This is a genomic window from Pseudomonas sp. GG8, from assembly GCF_052976945.1.
This window is the reverse complement of the sequence record NZ_JBRIIP010000001.1, coordinates 1,546,259-1,563,508: the sequence shown is the minus strand read 5'-3', so window position 1 is coordinate 1,563,508 and position 17,250 is coordinate 1,546,259. Positions and strand designations below refer to the sequence as shown.

Here is a 17,250-nt window from a genome sequence, read left to right as displayed (position 1 = left end):
GGAATTCACCTCAAGTATTGATGGGTCATTTTTGCGTAGCGCCACACAGGCGCCACGCACGTCAGTTAAAGAGTCTGAGCCGCCGGAGCATCAACAGGTTCAATCGTATCCTCTCGAATCACCGCGCCAAACTGTTGCAGCATTTGCTGGATGAACGGATCGGCGTGGATCGATGCTTCTGCTTCGCTCTGGCGCTCGGCACGGCGGCGCGAACCCGCCTGAGCCGGGGTTTCCTGCTCGGGTTTGATCAGCTCGATGCTCAAGTTCAAGGTCCGCCCGTGGTATTGATTCAGGGCATCGTTGAGTCGGCGCAGTTGCGTTGTATTGAACAGCGCGCTGTGGGCCGGGTCCAGGTGCAGCAGCCAGTTATCGCCCTCCACGGCCATCAAGGTGCAATTGGCAGCGATACTGCCCGTCATGCCCGACACCGGCAGCTTCGGAAACAGATTCAGCCACTCCAGCGCCAGCCCTGTCGCCGGCATCAAGGCCGGTAACGGCTCGGGCTCAACGACCTCGGTCACACTGTCGTGGGCCAGTTCGTCCAGGTAGCTATAAGATGCGGGATCAATGTCCACCTCCACATCGAAGAAATCATCATCGTCCGGCGGCTCGTCATCACGGTCCATGGGCGCAGGAACGAATGCCACTGACTCTGGAACCGGCTCAACCATGGCCGGCGTCGCCACCTCCGTAGCAGCCTGTACGTCCTCAGGCTTAACTACGTCAGGCGCGTCGGGAACCGGGCTTGCGGGTGCCGGTATCGGCATGGGCGTCAGGTCCGGCTGTTCGGCCACGGTATCGAGCATCGGCTCGGGAACGGTTTCTACGACCGGCTCGGAATCGGATTCCGGCTCAGAGATCGACTCAACGTCGGCTTGTAGCTCTGGTTCAGGCTCAATTACCGGCTGCACGGCCCTGGGCTCATTCCAGGGTAAATCGACTTCTTCTGCCGGAGCAGGTTCAGGCATGATCGGCGCGGCAACAGGCTGAACAACCGGCTTATCCATAGGTGCAGGCACAACGGCAGCTACCGGGGCGGCTGCAACTACCGGCGCAACGGAAGTCGCGCCGGCCACTGGTTGCCTGGAATCAACTGTGGCCTGGTTGATCCCCACTGGCTTTAGCGGCTGCCTCGGCGCATCAGTGCTGTCAGCGGGGCGGAAGGCCAGCATCCTCAGCAGAACCATCTCGAAGCCACCCCGAGGGTCTGGCGCCAGCGGTAAATCACGGCGGCCGATCAGGCCCATCTGATAGTAGAACTGCACGTCTTCGGCGGGTAACGCCTGAGCCAGTGCCAGCACCCGATCCCGGTCGCCATGACCGTTATCGACGCCTTCGGGCAACGCCTGGGCAATGGCCACGCGGTGCAACACGTTGAGAATTTCCGAGAGCACACCATTCCAGTCCGGCCCTTGCTCGGCCAGATGTCGCACGGCTTCAAGCACCCCGCGCGCATCGCCATCAAGCAGCGCATGCAGCACGTCGTACACCTGGCCATGATCCAGCGTGCCCAGCATGGCGCGAACGTCCGCCGCCATGACCTTGCCTTCGCCGAACGCAATCGCCTGATCGGTCAGGCTCATGGCATCGCGCATAGACCCATCGGCAGCGCGGCCCAAGAGCCACAGCGCGTCGTCTTCGAACGGTACATTTTCGACCGTGAGCACGTGGGTCAAATGCTCGACCACACGCTCGGGAGTCATGTTTTTCAGGGAAAACTGCAGGCAGCGCGACAGAATGGTCGCCGGCAACTTCTGCGGATCGGTGGTTGCCAGGATGAACTTGACGTAGGGCGGCGGCTCTTCCAGGGTCTTCAACAGGGCGTTGAACGAGTGAGTGGACAGCATGTGCACTTCGTCGATCAGGTAGACCTTGAAGCGCCCGCGGCTTGGTGCGTACTGCACATTATCAAGCAGCTCACGGGTGTCTTCGACCTTGGTCCGGCTCGCGGCGTCGATCTCGATCAGGTCGACGAAACGCCCCTCGTCGATCTCCCGGCAGACCGAACAAGTCCCACAAGGCGTCGACGTGATGCCCGTCTCACAATTCAGGCATTTGGCGATAATCCGCGCAATCGTGGTTTTGCCCACGCCACGGGTGCCGGTAAACAAATAAGCATGGTGCAGCCGTTGGCTGTCCAGCGCGTTGATCAAGGCCTTGAGCACATGGGTCTGGCCGACCATTTCGCGGAACGAGCGCGGACGCCATTTACGTGCAAGAACCTGATAACTCATCGAAAACCGTCGCAACTGGGAAGCGGAAGACCGCCAATGCTAGCGGAGCAAGGGCAAAATTGCATCCGGTGTCATTCTCTAATATGACTACGCTGTTGAAATGGAGGAAACTTCGGCATCAAATTCATCCTGAATCGCATCGTATTGCCCACGCAAAGGAACCGAATGCGGCCGCTCTTGAGCACTTTGTTGTCACTCAGCTGCTTATGCTCGTGCTTCAGCTACGCCGCTGAGGCACCTTTGCGCTTTTCGATTGCCGACAGCTGGTCGATGCCATTGGTACAGATCGACGGCGCTCAGCCAACTGCCGGATTCCTGTTCGACATCATGCAGAGCCTGGCCCGACAGGTCGGCCGCCCCGCGGAATACCATGTATTAGCCCGTCTGCGCGTGCAAAACGCGCTGGACCGTGGCGAAGTCGATGTTCGTTGTTACGCCGCGCAATCCTGGGTACCCAACTTCTCCGGTGACTACACCTGGAGCCTGCCGCTGATGACCCAACGCGACCTATTGATCAGTACCGCTGACAACACAGCTCCGATCCGCGTCGACCAGCTTAATGAACAGATGATCGGCACCGTTCTGGGTTATACGTATCCGCGCCTGCAACCCCTGTTCGACAACCACCAATTACACCGTGAAGACGCCCGTAGCCAGGAACAAGTCCTGCAAAAACTTGGGGCAGGCCGTTATCGCTATGCCGTGGCCAATGAATGGTCGATGAACTGGTACAACCGCCAACTGCCACCGGACAAACAATTGCACAGTGTTTCCATCGTCGAAGAACAAGCGGTAGGCTGCATCGTGCGTAACGACCCGAACCTGCCGGTACAGACCATTCTACGTGCTTTGTTGCGCATGAAAATGTCAGGGGAGATTGATCGGATCATCGAGCGCTACGGCACTCAGGCATCACTCTCGCTTGAACGGAATTAGCCAGCGGCTCGCTAGCACCCGGACCGCGGCGTTAATCGCTAAACCCTTCACGCCTACCTTGTAGCATCAGCGTCACACTGCCTGACTACCCTCCTCCGAAATCATTTGTTACGAACTCAGCCAAACACGCAGGTAACCGCCATGAACAACAAAGACGACGACGCGTTGCAGCCGCCTGCTGGCGATAACCCACCCGATGCGGGTAGAAGACGTTTCCTTGGTGGCGTCGCGGCGCTTGGCGTCGGCGCGACCCTCAGCGCTTACGTTTCAGGCAACGAGCCGCCAGCCAAGCCCGACGACAAGCCTTTAACCGGTGCCGCGCTGGATCAGGCACTGCGCGATAACGTGAAAACGGTGGTGGTCATCTACGCCGAAAACCGTAGTTTCAACAATTTGTTCGGTGACTTCCCGGGTGTCGAAAAGCCGCTGGCTGCGCTCACCACAAACGATTATCAGCAACGCGACCGCGACGGCAGCATTCTGGAATCCCTGCCCCCGGTATGGGGCGGTATATTGCAGATTGGCCCACAAACCGTAGACGGCGTGACCTACCCCGCCGAAACCCAGTTTCAAGAGCACCTGATCAACGCGCCCTTCGCCCTTGAGGGGCCCAATGGCGAAGATCTGCCGCTAGGCTTGGTCACCCGCGACCTGTGGCATGTTTTTTATCAGAACCAGATGCAAATCAATGGCGGCAAGAACGACAGCTTCGTCGCCTGGGCAGACTCGGGTGGCCTGACCATGGGCCATTACGCGCAAACCCAGTACTCCCTGCGCCTGTGGGACGTGGCAACGGAGTTCGTGCTGTGTGACAACTTCTTTCAGGGCGCTTTCGGCGGCTCGTTTCTCAATCACCAGTACCTGGTGTCCGCTACTGTGCCGTTTTACCCTGACGCCGCGAACTCACCGGCCAAACAGCAAATCGCCACACTACAGAGCGATAATCCGCACGATACGCGGCTCAAGCCTCTGGAGAAGTCTCCCGCCAGCGCCATGACCGGCCCACCGCAATTCGGTCCAAGCGCATTGACGCCCGACGGTTATGCGGTCAACACCCTAGCCCCACCATACTGGCCGACCTGGCTGCGTGACCCCGAGCGCCCGGACTACTCAAAACCGGGTCTGGCCAACGTATTGGTGCCGCAAACCCATGACCATATCGGCGACAAACTGTCGAAGAAGAACATCGACTGGGCGTGGTACGCCGGCGGATGGCAGGCCACCATCGACCAGTTCAAAGACTCTCCCGGCATCCCGAAAATCCCGAATTTTCAGTATCACCACCAACCGCTCAACTACTTCAAAAAGCTCGGCCCCGACAACCCCGCAGAACGCAGCAAACGCCTGCGCGACGCAGGTTTGGGTGAAGAGTCCAGAACCAACAAATTCTTCGCCGACGCCGAAGCTGGCAAGCTGCCCGCCGTCACTTTCTACAAGCCCCAAGGCAACCTCAACATGCACGCCGGTTACGCCGACGTTGCCTCTGGAGACCGCCACATCACTCGCGCCATCAAAGTCCTGCGCAACAGCCCGCAATGGAAAAACATGGTCATCGTCATTGCGGTCGACGAAAACGGCGGCTGGTGGGACCACGTCGCGCCGCCAAAAGGCGACCGCTGGGGCCCTGGCACACGTATTCCGGCGCTGGTCGTCTCACCCTTTGCCCGCAAAGGGGTTGTTGACCACACCGTCTATGACACCGCCTCAATCCTGCGTTTGATCACTCGAATACACGGGCTGGAGAAGCTGGATGGGCTGAAAGAGCGGGATGAAGAAATGCTGACCAGAGGCCAAGAGCCCATGGGGGATTTGACTAAGGCGTTGCAATTTTTCGAGGCCTAGCAACGCCTGCACCGAATGATCGGCGACATTCATCCCCTCTTTCGCAGCAGGAGATTAAGTTGATCGACCACCTCGGCCCAGTCGGCGTCTTCAAGGATCTCCTCGCGCAGAAAAGAGGCCTGTGCGGGGGTCCAGAAAAAAGCGTCCTCTAACGCAAGGTCGGCCTTGAGGGGTGAATGAGTGGCGAGGAAGGCGTCAATGCTTACCGGGTCGGCCGCAAGCCCCAACTGTTGAAAAAGAGCCGGCAAACTATGCACAGGTAATTCCATGAGTCCCTCCTTGAGCCAGGTTGAACGCACGCGGCACAACCTGGCTCGATCATTGACGCTCATTACTGGCAGACCTCACGCACCTCGGCATGCGGCACCAGTTTCAGGTATTGGTCCATGCGCATGTGGACCAAATAGTGGTGGTTACCAGCTTCCAGGTAGATGTCCTCCTGGCGGGTCAACATCGGATCGAGCAGCATCTTGATTCCATAGGCCTCACCCAGTGCCGGGATCGCGCCACGCTCACAGTCGCCGAACAGGTGCGGCAAGCCACTTTCGCGAGTGAGCTGCCAATCCCCACTGGTTTGTATTTTGCTCAAATCCAAATGCCGATCAGCGGGCAACACAGCCATCATGTAATGCCCGTGTTGATCATCGAGAATCACTGATTTAGCCAAGCGCTCCGCCGGAACGCTGGCCACCCGCGCGGACTCCAGACTCGTCGCCGAGTGCGGGTGAGCCACGATGTCATAATCACAGCGCGCCTGTTCCAGGCTACGTTGTACCGTTTTTGCCATACGCATGATGCACCTCCACGCCCTGCACGGAAGGGCAGAGCCGATATCTTTAACGTCAAGTTTAGGCAGCGCACGGCGTGGCGGCGATTGGATGGCAGTAACAGTTAAGACTATGCGGCACCGTCAATAGTCGAGAATGAACTAAGATCAGAACCTGCCTGCTCGCCCCTCTGTATGCCTACTTTCTGATGTAGATCAACCCCCCCTTAACACCGACTCCTATTCTTAAAACGGCACTCACGACGTTGATAGGAGCTGAAGATGAAAAAAGCAGGCCTGATCGGCCAATACATACTGATGGCAGCAAGTGCTTTACTGCTGCCATCAACCAACGTCTTTGCTAACCCGGAAACGCCACCATCAGGGGGGGTGGCCGAATACCGTCAGAATTTTGACTGGGTCAAGCACACGCAACAGACTCTGGACGAACTCAAGGGCAAGCTGAATCTAACACCAGCGCAAATGCCTGCGTGGGAGACATGGTCCGCCGGCTTGATGACGGATGCCCATCAGCAACTGGAAAAAGACAAACCCGGACATGAGGAAAAAGGGAGCACGGCGAAACCGGTGATTGACGAAACAACGCCGGAAAGAATGGCACAAGGAATAGAGCGTTTACACGCACAAATCACCTGGATGCAAGCACACGTAGCTCGTCTGGAAGCGGCTCAAGCTCGCACCAAAACGTTTTATGACACGTTGAGCACTGACCAAAAAACCATATTCGATCTGTTCTGGAACGGGATGCACCGCAGAATGCACGGGTACGGCGGCTGGGGCACACACATGCCCATGTCGAGCCCCATGATGGAAGAAAACCAAAGCCGAACACACGAAGAATAAGCTGCATTGCACAGTCTATTAGGTAGACATCATGAACATTGACTCGATAAAACGTTGCACGCTTATTGGCGTGGTTCTGATCGGTACGAGTCTTTCATTACCGGCCACCGCCGACTCGCATGGAGGCGGTCATGGTGGCGGCTGGCACAGCGGCGGCCCCGCATGGTGGGGCATAGGAATTGGTTTGGGCCTGGGCTGGGAAGCCGCGCACATTGCCGGCCCTTACTACTACCCTGCTTACCCGGTCTATTACTATCCCGCCCCTGCTTACTACTACCCTTACAGGCCGTCCACGGTGGTGATTGAGCCAACACCGTCGATGCCACCCGAGAGGATAACGACGGGGGCGCCATCAAGCCCTCCACCCGCGCCCAATTGGTACTACTGCGACTCGGCCAAAGGCTACTACCCCTACGTACGCCAGTGTCCTGAACCGTGGCGCACAGTCCCGGCGACTCCACCCGGACCGACACGCTGACCTGTCCAGCGAGTGCGATTCGAGGAAGGAATTCTGGACGTGAGAAAACACCCTTTGAATCGCCTTGTAGCGAAAGAGTGGTTAGCTGTTTTAATCGAGGAATTTTGCGTTATGGAGGCAACCCCACCAGCCACACCCCGGCACACAATGTTCCCGCTGTGGCTGCTTCCTTCCGGATCTGACCAGGTTCACGGGTAATCGTTGCGGGGGGACCGATGGGGTCACCATAACGACGTTCACCTGACGGCGAACGGCGCCATTGTACCGGTCTGGCGAGAAGTTACAACCGTTGGTTTTGGATTAAAAATCCGAGGGGGCTCAAGCACTTGTGTGGCAGAGGCTGGCGGCTGTGTACGGTGGGCCCGACGTTGGGGCTTTTGCGTTACCCTATTCGGCCGTGACGCGATGCGTCCTCGCAGGATTCGATCGATGCAAACTAAATTGGTCTGTTATGAAGACCTGTCGGTTGTTCAACGCCAGCAATTGCAACACCTTGAAGTGCTGCCGGAGCAGAAGGCTTTTTCCGGGGATATCTACAGCGCACTGAATGCCCTGCAGGGTAAACCGAATGACGATATCAAGGGTTTTGTACTGATTGCCGACGACTATCCCATCGGTTTTTTTATGCTAAAGCGCGGGCCGTATTTACCGCACTGGGCAGATCAGGATGCCGCCACCCTGCATGCCTTGCAGATCGACCGCAGGATGCAGGGTCATGGTCTGGGGAGAGTCTGCTTGCAGGCGGTCCCGGACATGGCACGCTCGGTGTGGCCAGATGTGGCGCAGTTGATGCTGTCGGTGGATACGGACAATCAGGCGGCGCTTGGCCTGTATCTTGGTCAGGGCTGGGTCGATACGGGGGAAGCGTATCGGGGGCGGATTGGTTATGAGCGGCGGCTGTCGTTGGCATTGCGGGATGGCGCTACCGAGCGTCTATAAGGGGTGTGCGTGCCCCCTCACTGCGCCTGTAGCACCTCGTCCGCCCTGCCCCCGGCTTGCTGAATAACCAAGTGAATGAAGTGCAGCTTGGTAATGACTGCCGGAGACAGAACGAACGGGTAAAAGTCGGGTTGCCCCATGCTCCGGGACAGTTCGTTGAGCATCCCCGCCAGTTCGATCCAGGCGTTGACGAATGAGAGGAACGCAGGACCGCCGGGGTGCTGGGGGTCGTAGAGAGCTTCCAACGTGAATGGCGGATAGTCGAAGTCCATATCCCGTGCGCTCATGCCAAAACCGAGGGCGGTGTCGACGGCATCCATCATGTGCAGGTAGTGGGCCCAGGTTTCAGCCCAGTCTTCCCAAGGATGCATGGTGGCGTAGGCGCTGACAAAACCCTGTTGCCAGTCAGCCGGCGCGCCTTTCTGGTAGTGGTGCTCAAGAGCATCGGCATAACTGGCGCGCTCGTCGCCGAACAGGGTGCGATAAGCATTTTCCCATGGGCTGTCGGGGATCAGACGATCCCAATAGTAGTGACCCACTTCGTGCCGAAAATGCCCGAGCAAGGTCCGATACGGCTCGTGCATCTGCACGCGCATGGCTTCGCGGTGGGCGTCGTCGGCCTCTTCGATGTTGAGAGTGATCAAGCCGTTGGCGTGACCGGTGGAGGGGCACTTGCCTTCCTGGTCGACGCCAACGAAATCAAATGCCAAGCCAGTATCTTCGTCCTGCGCTTTTGGAATCACCTGCAAACCCAGCGCGATCAATTGCGCGACAAGGCGACGTTTGGCGGTTTCGACTTTGCACCAGCGATCCGGGTTTTCCGGAATCGACAGGTCGGGAATGGTTCGATTGAGGCTGCACGCGATGCAGAACTCACCCTGGTTGTGCGCAGGAAACAGCCAGTTGCAGGCAGCGGGCGTGTCGAGATTGGCGCAGCGTCGATAAAGCTCCGCACCGGGTTCTTCGATCAGGCGCCAGGTGCCTTGATCAGGCCCCGACTCGAGCGCGGCCAGCCGACCCTGCTCCGGCAAATAGCCCAGCGCTGCCGAACAGGCCAGGCACCGGGTATTAGGGAAGAAGATCGACTGTCCACAGTGGCACTGCCAGACCTTGCTATTACGTTTGGTCTCGCCCACGAACGGCGCGGCAATGCGGGAGCTGAGTTGCTCGAAGAAGCGGTACATGACGATCTCCTTTTGGCGTACTAGCACTGGATCATGAGTTGCATGACCGATTCCGTGTACATGAGGGTGAACCATGGCGCCCCCTTCGCAGACAAGTCAGCGCCTACAGATCTGTCAGCTCACTTCAATATTGTGTTTCTTCAGAAACACCACAAACGCTTCTTCATCCAACACTTTTAGCCCCAGTTCATTGGCCTTGGTCAATTTCGAGCCCGCACCAGGCCCGGCGACGACGGTGTGGGTTTTTGCTGAGACTGAGCCTGAGACTTTAGCGCCGAGGCTTTCGAGTTTTTCCTTGGCGATGTCGCGGCTCATCAGCTCCAGGGACCCGGTCAGGACCCAGGTTTGCCCAGCCAGCGGCAGGCCTTCGACGACTTTTTTCTCGCTCTGCCAATGCATGCCGAAGTCTTCGAGTTGCGCCTCGATCTCCAGTGCACGCTGGACGTGCTCTTTGATGTCGAAGAAATCACGCACGGCTTTCGCCTGTTTCTCGGCCAAGGCCTGACGCATGTCCAGCCAGTCGGCGTCGATGATGCCTTGCAGCGAGCCAAATTTGTCCGCCAGTTTTTGCGCTGCACCCGGCCCAATCGCAGGGATGTGCAGTTTGTCGATCATGCCCGCCAAGGTAGTACTGGCTGCGAATTCAGCACCCAGCTCGCCCTGATCCTGCAATTCCAGACCGCGCTCAAGCAATTGCTCGATGACCTTGATGTTGTGGCCATCCCTGAAGAAGCTGTGGATCTCATAGGCGACTTCCAGCCCGACATCCGGCAAATACGTCAACACTTCCGGCAGCGCCTGTTTAATGCGCTCCAGCGAGGCCAAAGAGCGCGCCAGTACCTTGGCGGTCTCTTCGCCAACGTCGGGAATGCCCAACGCATAGATGAAACGCGCCAGGGTTGGTTTTTTGCTGTCGCTAATGGCCCTGAGCAGCTTGTTGCTGGAGACCTCGGCAAACCCCTCAAGGCCGACGATCTGTTCGAACTTCAAGGTATAGAGGTCAGCCGGGGATGACACCAGCCCTTCATCCACCAACTGCTCGACGCTCTTGTCACCCAAGCCGTCGATGTCCATCGCCCGACGGGACACGAAGTGGATGATCGCTTGTTTGAGTTGCGCGCGGCAGGCCAGTCGACCGACGCAACGGTACACGGCGCCCTCGCTGATGGTTTCCTTGCCTTTGCTGCGTTTGACCAGCTGCGTACGCTCGACCCGAGAACCACAGACCGGGCAGGTTTCTGGAATATGCACCGGACGCGCGTTATCTGGGCGGCGGTCCAGGACGACCTGCATCACTTGCGGGATGACGTCGCCGGCGCGACGAATGATCACCGTGTCGCCGATCATCAAGCCCAGACGCGCCACTTCGTCCATGTTGTGCAGCGTGGCGTTCGCGACAGTAACACCCGCAACCTTGACCGGTTTGAGGCGCGCGACCGGAGTGACTGCACCGGTGCGGCCAACCTGGAATTCCACGTCAAGCAGTTCGGTGAGTTCTTCCATGGCCGGGAATTTGTGGGCGATGGCCCAACGCGGTTCGCGGGCACGGAAACCCAGCTCGCGCTGAGAGGCCAGGTTATTGACCTTGAACACTACACCGTCGATTTCGTAGGGCAGCGACAAGCGCCGCTCGCCAATATCGCGGTAGTAATCCTGGCATTCGTCTATGCCGTTAGCCAACTTCAGCTCATGGCTGACAGGGATGCCCCATTGCTTGAGCTTTTCCATGTTGCCGATATGGGTGTCGGCGAACTCTTCCGACACCTGACCCAAGCCGTAGCAGCAAAATTCCAGCGGACGGTTGGCGGTGATCTTCGAGTCCAGCTGACGCAAGCTGCCGGCCGCAGCATTACGTGGGTTGGCGAAGGTTTTACCGCCGACTTCCAGCTGTCCGGCATTAAGCCGTTCAAAGCCTGCTTTGGACATGAACACTTCGCCACGCACTTCCAGGGTTTGCGGCCAGCCGCTGCCGTGAAGCTTGAGCGGGATATTGCGTACGGTACGTACGTTGACGCTGATGTCTTCGCCGGTAGTGCCATCACCACGGGTCGCACCGCGAACCAGCGAGCCATTCTGGTACAACAGACTGACCGCCAGGCCGTCGAGTTTCGGTTCACAGCTGTACTGAACGTGAGCGCCGTCGCCGAACAGGTCGCCCACCGGCAAGTCCAGGCCTTCGACGACACGGCGGTCGAATTCACGCATGTCGTTTTCGTCGAAAGCATTACCCAAGCTGAGCATGGGAATTTCGTGACGCACTTGGGTAAATGCCGACAGCGCCGCGCTACCGACCCGTTGAGTCGGTGAATCAGGCGTTATCAGCTGCGGGTTCTCGGCTTCCAGCGCCTTGAGCTCTTGGAACAGGCGGTCGTACTCGACGTCGGGGATGCTCGGCTCGTCAAGGACGTGGTAGCGGTAGTTGTGCTGCTCCAGTGCTGCGCGCAGTTCCAGGATTCGGGTTTCGACGGCGGTCATACGTGTTCTCTCGAAAAGCAAAAAAGCAGCCGAAGCTGCTCAATGTTGATTCGCCACCGCAGGAAGGTCGTTCCGACCTTCTCGCGGGCAAGCGCGCTCCTACAGGTTAAGCGGCGCGTATTTAGCGGCGCTGGGTCAATGCACGGCGTTCGAATTCGGCGATGCGCTGGCGGTAGTGTTCAATGGTCTGCGCGGTCATGACGCTGCGCTGATCATCTTTCAATTCACCGTTGAGTTCGTGGGCCAGTTTGCGAGCAGCGGCCACCATGACGTCGAAGGCCTGTTTCGGATGACGCGGGCCGGGCAAGCCAAGGAAGAAACTCACGGCGCGGGTGCTGAAGTGATCGATATCGTCGAGATCGAACACGCCCGGCTTGACCGCGTTGGCCATGGAGAACAGTACTTCGCCGTTGCCGGCCATGCTCTCGTGGCGATGGAAAATATCCATCTCGCCGAAACGCAAACCACTTTCCAAAATGTTCTGCAGCAACGCAGGACCCTTGAAGCCACTTTCGTCGCGGCAGATCACACTAATCACCAGCACTTCTTCAACGGGCGGCAGATCTTCGGTACGGCGCGTCGTATCGTCTGCACGTCGCCCAGGCTTGTTCTCGTCCGGAAAGTCATCGTCGCGACCGGCGTGCAGGCTTGGCCCGTCCAGATCGAGATTCAGATTCAGGTCGCCCTGATGCGGTTCGTCCTTGCGTTTGCGCTTGGCATCACGCGGGGTGACGTTCACCGACGGCAGATCGTGCTCATCCAATTGCGGTTCTTTCTGGTTGTCCAGCACACGCGGCGGCCCCAAGAGCTCGGCGGACGTGGCTTCGTCGTCATCCGGCAGATTGGAGAAGCTTCGGTCCAGCCTGAATTTCAATTTACCCTTGCCGCCGCGCATCCGGCGCCAGCCATCAAAAAGAATACCGGCAATGACAATAATGCCGATGACGATCAGCCACTCGCGCAGACCGATTTCCATGTAATCCAGTGCCTCTAATAAAAATGCTGAGAAATAAGGGCCGAAACCCCTTTAAAACGTGGCGCCAACTCTATGTTCTGACAGGCGTTTTACCCACGCAAAAGAAAAAGTGGTGATTAAACTAGCACGACCAAAGATAACTTTACACCGTCTGTTGCAAAGGGCCGGCCGCTCAAAAGTGGTCAAACGGCTTCAGACGCTTGATAACACCATGCATTCCCATAGCAAAGGGGCCACTAAAACGCCATTTCCCTTGCTGTACAAGGCCTGCACGCTAGGCATCCACCAGCGCCATCGCTTCCTCCACGTCTACCGCAACCAATCGCGAGCACCCAGGCTCGTGCATGGTGACCCCCATCAACTGGTCTGCCATCTCCATGGCAATCTTGTTGTGGGTGATGTAGATAAATTGCACCGTCTGCGACATATCCTTCACGAGTCGGGCGTAACGTCCTACGTTAGCGTCGTCCAGCGGTGCGTCAACCTCGTCGAGCATGCAAAACGGTGCCGGGTTCAACTTGAAAATGGCAAAAACCAGCGCCAAGGCAGTCAGGGCCTTTTCACCACCGGACAGCAAATGGATGGTGCTGTTCTTCTTGCCAGGTGGCCGCGCCATGATAGTCACACCTGTATCGAGTAAATCTTCGCCCGTCAGTTCCAAGTAAGCGCTGCCACCACCGAAAACTTTTGGGAAAAGTGCCTGTAAACCGCTATTTATCTGATCAAAGGTCTCTTTGAAACGATTACGCGTTTCCTTATCAATCTTGCGAATGACGTTTTCCAGGGTATCCAGCGCTTCGACCAAGTCGGCATTCTGCGCATCCAGATAACGTTTACGCTCGGATTGTTGCTGGTATTCGTCGATGGCCGCGAGGTTGATCGCACCGAGGCGTTGAATACGCTGGGCAATGCGCTCCAACTCTTCTTCCGCGTGTTTTTCGTTGGCCTCGCTGGTCAGCGTAGCCAACACGCCATGCAGGTCGTAGCCGTCTTCGAGCAATTGGTCCTGCAGGGTTTTGCGCCGCACCGTGAGCGCCTGCCATTCCATGCGTTGCTGCTCGAGCTGGCCGCGCACCAGTTGCGATTGCTGTTCGGCCTGAGTGCGGCGTTTCTCGGCATCGCGCAGTTCACGGTCGGCGTCTTCCAGCGCCATTTTTGCCAGACGCATCTCGTCGTCGACAGCCATGCGTTTTTCCAGCAACTCTTCGAGCTTGAGGCGCAGTTCTTCGAGCGGCGCCTCGCCCTCTTCCAGATTAAGGCTTAGCTGCTCGCGTTTTTCGTTCAGACGCTCGGACTGCAACTCCAGCCGCTCAAGGGCCTGTCGGGTGGAATCGTGCTGCGCCTTGAGCGACCCTAGACGCACCGCCAATTGATGGGCGTGGTCCTTATGCTGACGGGCTTCCTGACGCACCCGGTCGAGGCGTTCGCGCAGGCTGTCGCGCTGAGCCAGGAGCAACTCACGCTGTTCGGTGTCGATGGCCATGCTGTCCAGCGCGCCCTGCAATTGCAGGCGAGACTCGCCGAGCTGTTCGTGTTCGATGGCGCGTTGCTCGCCCAATTCGCCCAGCTCTTCGTCCAGACGCGTGCGGCGCAGGGTCAATTGTTCAACCTTGGCTTTGCCAGCAGATAGCTGCGCCTTGAGTTCGCCTTGCTGACGCGCTTCATCCTGTAAACGCCGACGCAGCTGCTCGCGGGTGTCTTCTTGCTGCAACTGCTGCTCACGCAGGGTGACAAGCTGCTCTTCAAGGGCGCCCAGGGTGGCTTCGCGCTCCTCACGCTCCAGCCCCAGGCGCTGCAACTCCTGACCGCGAGCGAGCACTCCGCTTTCTGCTTCACTGGCGCGGCGCACCCTTAGAAAATGCCGACCGACCCAGTAACCGTCGCGGCTGATCAGACTCTGCCCTGCCCCAAGCTGACCGCGCAAGGCTAAGGCGTCTTCAAGACTGTCTACCGGTTTGACCTGACCCAGCCACGCCGACAAATCGACCGACGCTTCAACCTTGTCCAGCAAACTGCCAGGAATTCGCATCACGTCGGCCGACGGGCTGAGCAGGCGCAGGTCGCCCTGTTCGAAACCCGCAAGATCCAGTCCAGCGAAGTCATCCACCAGCACCGCTTGCAGGTCGGCACCGAGCACGGTTTCCACCGCCAGCTCCCAGCCCGACTCGACCCGCAGGCCTTCAGCCAGTCGCGGGTGCTCGGTCAGTTGCTGTTCACGCAGCCACTCAGCAGTACCGGTGCCCGGATCGAGCGCCGCTTGTTGCAAGGCTTCCAGCGAGGCCAGCCGACCGTTAAGGCGCTGTAGATCGCCCTGAGCCTGCTGCTGTGCCTGATTGGCTTGATGCAGCTCTCCGCGCAGTTGTTCCAGGCGCTCGACCAACTGTTCTTCGCTGGCGTGCAACTCTTCCAGGGTCATTTCGCGGGTGGCGAGTTCTTCGCTGAGTTCAAGAATGGCCGCGTCTTCCGGGTCTGCGGCGAGCAACTGTCGCTCTTCGCCCAAACGCCGTTGCCGTTCGCCCAATCGCTCCATACTGCTTTCCAGCTGCTGGATGCGCGACTGCTGCACTTCGGCCTGACGCCGCGGTTCGGCAGAGTCCAGATTGAACGCGTCCCACTTCTCCTGCCAGCCGTGCATGGTGCTTTCGGAGTCCTCCAGCGCTGCGGTGGATTCTTCGGCGGCTGCGCTGGTGATTTCCTGTTCGGGCTCGAGCATTTCCAGCTCTTCGCCTAGCGTCGCCAGCAAGGTGCGGTCGTGGCCCAGATGCGACTCTGTTTCCAGCCGCGCGCGTTCCGACTCGCGCAGGTCGTCCTGCAACTGACGCAAACGCTGCTGGCCGTGCTGGATACTTTGCTCGACCCTGGCAATATCGCCGCCCACGGAATAGAAACGGCCCTGCACCAGATTGAAGCGCTCGGACAGGTCGTGATGACCGTCGCGCAGACGTTCAATGCTGGCGTCGGCATTGCGTTGCTCAGCCACCAGTGCTTCGAAACCGACTTCCTGATTGCCGATCACCGCTTCGCGCTGGCCGACTTGCTCATTCAACGCCTGCCAGCGCAGAGCCGACAGTTGTGCCTTGAGTTGACGCTCTTCGCCTTTGTATTCCTGGTACTTCTCAGCCGCCTGCGCCTGACGGTGCAAACGGTCGAGCTGGCGTTCCAGTTCGTCGCGCAGGTCGGTCAGGCGGGCCAGGTTTTCATGAGTGCGGCGGATACGGTTTTCAGTCTCGCGCCGACGCTCTTTGTACTTGGAGATGCCGGCGGCTTCTTCGATGAAGTTACGCAGTTCTTCAGGCTTGGACTCGATCAGCTTGGAGATCATCCCTTGCTCAATGATCGAGTAGCTGCGCGGGCCCAACCCCGTGCCGAGGAAGATGTCGGTGATGTCACGACGACGGCATTTGGTGCCGTTGAGGAAGTACGTATTCTGGCTGTCGCGGGTGACTTTTCGGCGAATGGAGATTTCCGCGTAGCTGGCGTATTCGCCCACCAGGGTGCCATCGGAGTTGTCGAATACCAGCTCGATGCTGGCCTGACTGACGGGCTTGCGACTGGTTGAGCCGTTGAAGATGACGTCGGTCATCGATTCGCCGCGCAGGTTCTTCGCCGAACTTTCGCCCATCACCCAACGCACGGCGTCGATGATGTTGGATTTTCCGCAGCCGTTGGGGCCTACCACCGCCGCCATGTTACTCGGGAAGTTGACGGTGGTCGGGTCCACGAAGGATTTGAACCCGGCCAGCCTGATGCACTTGAGCCGCATAGGGTCAGCCTGCAGTCAGGGCGGACAGTACCAACTTGCAACTGCGCTCGACATAGCTGCGCAGCACATTACGAATCTGCGCATGGTCGCGTGCCACGACCGAGTCGAGCAGTTGCGCGAACAGGGTCAGGTACTCGCTCATTTCCGCCTTGCGTTGGTCCAGCGCCAGGTAATAGTTACGGCTCATGGACGGCTGCAGGTTTTCGACTGTTTCTTGCAGGTACGGGTTATTGGCGAACGGGTAAGCGGCGCGCATTACGTTGAAGCTCTCTTCAACGAACATTTTCACGTCCTGACGCTCGTAGCTGGCGGTCAGGCGCTGCTGAACCCGCAAAAACGGCGCAAGATCAGCATGCGTTTCCCAACGATTGGCCACGGCATTGGCAAGCAGGATGTACAGCTCGCCCATCAGCGCGCACAGGCTTTCAACGTTGTGCGCGTTAAGTTCGGTCACTTGGGCGCCACGACGCGGCAGGATCACGATCAGGTGGCGGCGCTCGAGAATCAGCAAGGCTTCACGCACCGAACCACGACTGACACTCAATGCTTGAGTGACTTTTTGCTCTTGAATGCGCTCACCCGGCTTGAGCTCGCCACGAACGATCCGTTCTGCGAGGTGGTGAGCGATTTGCTCGGCGAGGCTATCCGGCGCCTTGAACGTCATGGTTTTCCTTCAACTTCGGCTAAATCATACAAGCCGCGCAGTGTATCGCAATGGGCAGCCATGGCGCAGGGCCATGGGGGTTGAATCTGGCACGAAATAAGCAATTCTTTGAGCACTGGTCGGCAATTT

General features: G+C 58.4%; 13 protein-coding genes and 1 other RNA gene. 5 read left to right on the top strand and 9 right to left on the bottom strand.

The annotated features are described in order from the left end of the window. Positions 1–65: 65 nt before the first annotated feature. Positions 66–2,234: a DNA polymerase III subunit gamma/tau gene (gene dnaX / locus ACVBEG_RS07640; RefSeq protein ID WP_322179901.1), complete on the bottom strand. Its 2,169-nt coding sequence runs from the start codon at positions 2,232–2,234 to the stop codon at positions 66–68. A 165-nt stretch (positions 2,235–2,399) separates the two neighbouring features. Here dnaX and ACVBEG_RS07635 point away from each other — a divergent pair, with 165 nt between their 5' ends. Both ACVBEG_RS07635 and ACVBEG_RS07630 read left to right on the top strand, forming a co-directional pair. Continuing rightward, positions 2,400–3,170, top strand: coding sequence for a substrate-binding periplasmic protein (locus tag ACVBEG_RS07635; protein WP_322179902.1), 771 nt, complete (start codon positions 2,400–2,402; stop codon positions 3,168–3,170). Between the two features lie 141 nt (positions 3,171–3,311). Beyond that, complete coding sequence (locus ACVBEG_RS07630; RefSeq protein ID WP_322179903.1) at positions 3,312–5,012, top strand: acid phosphatase; 1,701 nt, start codon at positions 3,312–3,314, stop codon at positions 5,010–5,012. A 29-nt stretch (positions 5,013–5,041) separates the two neighbouring features. On the opposite strand, the gene ACVBEG_RS07625 is transcribed toward ACVBEG_RS07630, so the two are convergent. Together ACVBEG_RS07625 and ACVBEG_RS07620 are read right to left on the bottom strand one after the other, a co-directional pair. Continuing rightward, positions 5,042–5,281, bottom strand: coding sequence for a DUF2789 domain-containing protein (locus ACVBEG_RS07625; protein ID WP_322179904.1), 240 nt, complete (start codon positions 5,279–5,281; stop codon positions 5,042–5,044). 62 nt (positions 5,282–5,343) lie between these two features. Next, the gene (locus ACVBEG_RS07620) at positions 5,344–5,805 is read right to left on the bottom strand and encodes an aminoacyl-tRNA deacylase (RefSeq protein ID WP_219060504.1); all 462 of its coding nucleotides are present in this window, start codon (positions 5,803–5,805) and stop codon (positions 5,344–5,346) included. 255 nt (positions 5,806–6,060) lie between these two features. Here ACVBEG_RS07620 and ACVBEG_RS07615 point away from each other — a divergent pair, with 255 nt between their 5' ends. Together ACVBEG_RS07615 and ACVBEG_RS07610 are read left to right on the top strand one after the other, a co-directional pair. Further along, the gene (locus tag ACVBEG_RS07615; RefSeq protein ID WP_322179905.1) at positions 6,061–6,642 is read left to right on the top strand and encodes a Spy/CpxP family protein refolding chaperone; all 582 of its coding nucleotides are present in this window, start codon (positions 6,061–6,063) and stop codon (positions 6,640–6,642) included. Between the two features lie 31 nt (positions 6,643–6,673). Further along, positions 6,674–7,120 (top strand): hypothetical protein, encoded by a 447-nt coding sequence (locus ACVBEG_RS07610; protein ID WP_322179906.1) that lies wholly within the window; start codon positions 6,674–6,676, stop codon positions 7,118–7,120. 121 nt (positions 7,121–7,241) lie between these two features. On the opposite strand, the gene ffs is transcribed toward ACVBEG_RS07610, so the two are convergent. Next, positions 7,242–7,338, bottom strand: an RNA gene (gene ffs, locus ACVBEG_RS07605) — signal recognition particle sRNA small type. 211 nt (positions 7,339–7,549) lie between these two features. Here ffs and ACVBEG_RS07600 point away from each other — a divergent pair. Further along, positions 7,550–8,059: a GNAT family N-acetyltransferase gene (locus ACVBEG_RS07600; RefSeq protein WP_322179907.1), complete on the top strand. Its 510-nt coding sequence runs from the start codon at positions 7,550–7,552 to the stop codon at positions 8,057–8,059. A 17-nt stretch (positions 8,060–8,076) separates the two neighbouring features. On the opposite strand, the gene ACVBEG_RS07595 is transcribed toward ACVBEG_RS07600, so the two are convergent. The 5 genes from ACVBEG_RS07595 to ACVBEG_RS07575 form a co-directional block, all read right to left on the bottom strand. Further along, the gene (locus tag ACVBEG_RS07595) at positions 8,077–9,243 is read right to left on the bottom strand and encodes a zinc-binding metallopeptidase family protein (RefSeq protein WP_322179909.1); all 1,167 of its coding nucleotides are present in this window, start codon (positions 9,241–9,243) and stop codon (positions 8,077–8,079) included. A 114-nt stretch (positions 9,244–9,357) separates the two neighbouring features. Beyond that, the gene (gene ligA / locus ACVBEG_RS07590; RefSeq protein ID WP_322179911.1) at positions 9,358–11,718 is read right to left on the bottom strand and encodes an NAD-dependent DNA ligase LigA; all 2,361 of its coding nucleotides are present in this window, start codon (positions 11,716–11,718) and stop codon (positions 9,358–9,360) included. Positions 11,719–11,839: 121 nt separating this feature from the next. Next, a complete protein-coding gene (gene zipA, locus ACVBEG_RS07585) occupies positions 11,840–12,694 on the bottom strand; it encodes a cell division protein ZipA (protein WP_322179913.1) in 855 nt (284 codons plus the stop codon). Between the two features lie 274 nt (positions 12,695–12,968). Further along, positions 12,969–16,457 (bottom strand): chromosome segregation protein SMC, encoded by a 3,489-nt coding sequence (gene smc / locus ACVBEG_RS07580; RefSeq protein ID WP_322179915.1) that lies wholly within the window; start codon positions 16,455–16,457, stop codon positions 12,969–12,971. A 4-nt stretch (positions 16,458–16,461) separates the two neighbouring features. Next, on the bottom strand, positions 16,462–17,121 hold the full coding sequence (locus ACVBEG_RS07575; RefSeq protein ID WP_322215523.1) for a GntR family transcriptional regulator: 660 nt from the start codon (positions 17,119–17,121) through the stop codon (positions 16,462–16,464). Positions 17,122–17,250 lie beyond the last annotated feature (129 nt).